We start from the raw sequence: 4,571 nt of genomic DNA on the forward strand, positions 1-4,571 counted from the left end.
CCTTCCGCGCTGTTTATTTTTTCCAAGCTTCCCTCGTGATTAATTCCTTATGATTCAACTTCAATCCGTCAGTCTGCGGCGCGGCACCCAGTTATTACTTGAAAACGCCAACCTGACGCTCCAGCCCAGTTATCGCTTGGGTTTGGTCGGCCGCAATGGCACGGGTAAGTCGAGCCTGTTGGCGCTGTTGGAAGGCAAGCTCTCGCCCGATGCAGGGAATGTGGATCGGGCCGGTGGTCAGCGGTTGGCGACCGTGGCGCAGGAAATGGATGACCTTGAAGTCAGTGCCGTCGACAGCGTGCTGGCGGGGGACGTCGAATACGATCGAATTTCGAAAGCGATTGCCGCAGCAGAACTGGCCGAGGACGGCATGGCGCTCGCAACCTTGTACCACGATCTGGAGGCGATTGATGGCTTTACGGCCCGATCCCGCGCGGCGCGGTTGTTGGATGGTCTGGGCTTCGCGCCCGAGGCCATCGACCGCCCCGTGCGTTCGTTTTCCGGTGGCTGGCGGATGCGCATCAACCTTGCACGGGCCTTGCTGGCGCCCAGTGACATCTTGCTGCTGGACGAACCCACCAACCACCTGGATCTGGATGCCGTGTTCTGGCTGGAGCAATGGCTGATCAACTATCCGGGGAGTCTGGTGGTGGTCTCGCACGACCGGGATTTTCTGGATCAGGTCTGTACCCACATCGCCCATCTGGAAAACAAATCACTCACGGTCTACACCAGCAATTACAGCGGATTTGAGCAGATGCGCGCGGAACGCCAGGCACAAAATGCCGCGCTTTCGGCGAAAATCGAGCGCGAACGTGCCCATTTGACGGCATTTGTTGACCGTTTCCGCGCACAGGCAACCAAGGCCAAACAGGCGCAGAGTCGCATAAAGGCATTGGCCCGCTTGCCTGTGCTGGCCGCCACCCATGCCGACAGCACTTTTACCTTCAGTTTTCGCCCCGCGCCGAATGCGCCCGACCCGTTGTTGACGATGGAGCACCTCGAACTGGGGTACAACGGCAAGGCATTGCTCAAAAACATCGATCTGACCGTGCGCGCGGGTGATCGCATCGGCCTTTTGGGCGCGAACGGTGCGGGTAAAACCACCTTGATGCGTGTGCTGGGTGGCGCAGAGAAGCCCATGGCGGGCGAGCTCTTTATCTCGGCGGGCGTGCGCGTGGGGTATTACGCCCAGCATCAACTGGAACAACTGGACCCGCGCGATACGCCCATGACGGCGCTCGAGCGCATCGCCGGTCGTGCGTCCACGCAAGAAGTGCGTAATTTCCTCGGTGGGTTCGGCTTTATCGGCGACCGTGCGTTTGAAAACATCGAGCCGTTTTCCGGCGGTGAGAAGGCGCGTCTGGGCCTGGCCCTGCTCGTCTGGCAGGCACCGAATCTGCTTTTGCTCGATGAGCCGACCAACCACCTCGATCTGGAAATGCGCGAGGCATTGGCTACGGCGCTGCAAACATTTGAAGGCGCGTTGGTGGTGGTATCGCATGACCGCAGCCTCATCGAAATGGTCTGCGACAACTTCTGGCGCGTGCATGACGGGAAGGTCGGCGTGTTTGATGGCGACCTCGACGATTACCGCCGCGTATTGACCGAAGAACGTCGCGCGGCGAACGCCCCTGCAAAGCCGGTGGAGCCGACGAAACCCAAGAGCGAATCGACCTGGCGCCCCGCTGCCGAAAAACCGACGGGCAAAGCGGACAAACGCACCGCCAAGCGCATTGCCGAAATCGAACATCGCCTGAGTGCGTTGGTGCTAGCGTTACAGGAGCTTGATACGCAACTGGCTGATCCCGCTTTGTATACGAGCACGGATGCGACCCGTGCAAACGAGCTGACAAGCCAGCGCCAGGCCCTGGCAGAAGAGCACGAAGCCTTGGAGATGGAGTGGCTGTCGATCAATGATTGATGGGCATTTGCATCAGGGCACTTCGAAAAACCATCACGGGCTGACGCCAGCTTCGCGTTCAGTAGGTTTTTCGAGGTGCCCATCAATTTGTCACGATATGCGGGCAGTGATGATGCTACGATCAGGGCACAATCGCCCAGATGAGATCCGAATGCGTTATGGATGTATTACTGATTCGCCACGCGCCCGCTGAAGATCGGGAGCAATTTGCCCAAACCGGCCAAGCCGATGAACTGCGCCCTTTGACACCGCGCGGCATCGAGCGGATGCAACTGGCGGCGCGGGGCCTGATGACATTGGCGCTGCCGATCGAGCGCCTGATTACCAGCCCGTTGGTTCGGGCGCAGCAAACGGCGCAAATCTTGGCGCCAGCCCTTGAGATTCGTCAATTTGATACCGAGGCCATGCTGTCGGCCGAGGTGTCAACCGAAAACCTGATCGATTGGCTGCGCAAACAACCCCGTGTCGATGGCCTCGCGTTGATTGGCCATGAACCCAATCTGAGCCATCTTGCCGAAACACTGCTCTGTGGCGCGGCCACCGGCACCATGCCCTTGAAAAAAGGGGGCGCGGTTCTGTTGCGTTTCTCCGATGCGGTTGGCGCAGGTCAGGGGCAGTTGATCTGGGCCCTGACGCCGGGTATTTTGCGCGCCCTGGCGGAATAGATCGCGCGCGCCCATTCGCCATGATGGATTGGACAGGGCGACGGTATATGGGAATCTCGCCGCGTGTTTGAATGGAATTGACTGAACGGATTTGGACTTCTGAATGACCGACCGGAATCAAAAGTGGTTTATTTCTCTGATCGTCGCCGTGATTGCCGTGGCGATCCTGCTGCTGCACGGCAGTAGTGAATTGCGTTACGACCGCGCGGATATTCTGCATGGTCAGATCTGGCGGGTATTCACCGGCAATTTCGTGCATGCCAACTGGCGTCATCTGGCATCGGACTTGGCCGGCCTGCTGCTCTGGACAGCGCTGGCGAGCCACATGGAAACACGGCGCAGCTATCTGATTATTTTGATCGGCAGCGGGCTGGGTGTAGGCTTGGGGTTGCTGGTACTCGATCCACAGGTCGGCTGGTACGTCGGGCTCTCCGGTATTTTGCACGGGCTGTTCGCGGCCAGCGCCATTCGATTGCTGTCACGCAAGGAATGGCTTGGCGGGTTGGCCTTGACCGCGGCCATTGCATTAAAACTCATGTGGGAACAACGCTTTGGCGATCTGGGTACGGCCAAGTTGCTCGGCGTGCCCGTTCTGGTGGATGCGCATCTGTATGGCGCCGTGACGGGTGTGGTTATCGTGCTGGCCCTGCTGTTATTTCGCCGCTGATCTTGCCAATTAAATCGTTTCGCCAAGCATGATCACTTCTACAATGAGCCTTGGATGCGGCCTTTGTTGATTACAGGAGGGAAGGAATTATGTCTCAGAATGAGTTATCCACACTTTATGCCGGCCAGGGGCAAAGCCTCTGGCTGGATAACCTGTCCCGCGCGCTGCTCGAAGAGGGCCGGCTGGCTGAATTGATCCAGAATTATGGCATTCGTGGCCTGACGTCCAATCCTGCCATTTTCAAAAAGGCGATTGTCGGCAGCCCTTATTACACGGATGACATTGCGGCACTCAAGAAGGCGTACGACGATGTGGAGTCCGTGTACGAACACCTTGTCGTGAAGGATATTCAGCAGGCCTGCGACCAGCTTCGGCCTATTTTCGACGAAAGCCACGGTGGGGATGGCTGGGTCAGTTGGGAGGAATCACCGCGTATCGCGCATAACGCAGCTTCCACGGTGGTTTCCGCCGAGCGGCTGAAAAAACTGGCCGACCGGCCGAATCTGCTGATTAAAGTTCCAGCGACCGATGAGGGTATCGAAGCCTTCGAACTGCTGATCGCGCGCGGCATCAGCGTCAACGTCACGCTCATGTTTTCCCTCGATCAGGTCAAGCGCGTCTTCGCGGCCTACGTGCGCGGCTTGAAGGCGTTGCGTGCCAGTGGCGGAGCCGTGAGTCGGGTGCGGGCGGTAGCCAGCCTGTTCATGAGCCGTGTCGATACGCTGGTCGATCAGCAGCTCACCGAAATCGGCAGCCAAAAGGCGCTGCGACTGCGCGGCAAAGCCGCGCTGGCCTTGGGCGGCATGGCCTATCAGCATTTCCGTGAGGTGTTCGAAGGCGAGGATTTTGCCGAAATGGCCCGGTTGGGCGCGCGCGAGCAATATCTATTGTGGGCGAGCACGGGTACCAAGAATCCGGATTACCCGGATGTACTGTACGTCGAGAACCTGATTGCCCCGAAAACCATCAACACCTTGCCGGAGGCTACCTTGATGGCCTTCGCCGACCACGGACGCATTGCCTCCACGCTCAAGCCACGCCTGGCAGAAGATAAAAAGGTCTGGGCCGCATTGGCCGAAGTCGGTATCGATATGGACGGTGCCGTCGGCCATCAGTTGCTGGACGAAGGTCTGGATCAATTCGCCCAGGCCTTCGAGGAACTGCTTGCCGCCATCGCGCAGAGTTGATCGACCAACCTTTTCCCCTGCCGTATTGGAAGGGGTGTTTGCGCTTTAAATCGCGGAATAGCTCCAGCCCTCGCGAAGGCGCTGGGCAACTTGCTCCACGGCAGAGGACGTTACGCGCACATTCGGCA

General features: G+C 58.7%; 4 protein-coding genes. All 4 read left to right on the forward strand.

Translation table 11 applies throughout. The features are described 5' to 3' along the window. Positions 1-49 precede the first annotated feature (49 nt). Positions 50-1,924, forward strand: coding sequence for an ABC-F family ATP-binding cassette domain-containing protein (locus PHD44_RS12270; RefSeq protein WP_300192140.1), 1,875 nt, complete (start codon positions 50-52; stop codon positions 1,922-1,924). Between the two features lie 158 nt (positions 1,925-2,082). Beyond that, positions 2,083-2,589, forward strand: a complete 507-nt coding sequence (gene sixA / locus PHD44_RS12275; RefSeq protein WP_300192142.1) for a phosphohistidine phosphatase SixA — start codon at positions 2,083-2,085, stop codon at positions 2,587-2,589. Between the two features lie 103 nt (positions 2,590-2,692). Then, a complete protein-coding gene (gene rrtA, locus PHD44_RS12280; RefSeq protein WP_300192144.1) occupies positions 2,693-3,256 on the forward strand; it encodes a rhombosortase in 564 nt (187 codons plus the stop codon). Between the two features lie 89 nt (positions 3,257-3,345). Further along, a complete protein-coding gene (gene tal / locus PHD44_RS12285) occupies positions 3,346-4,443 on the forward strand; it encodes a transaldolase (RefSeq protein WP_300192146.1) in 1,098 nt (365 codons plus the stop codon). The last annotated feature ends 128 nt before the right edge of the window (positions 4,444-4,571 follow it).

Origin of the sequence: Halothiobacillus sp., from assembly GCF_028710545.1 — a bacterium.
GTDB lineage: Bacteria > Pseudomonadota > Gammaproteobacteria > Halothiobacillales > Halothiobacillaceae > Halothiobacillus.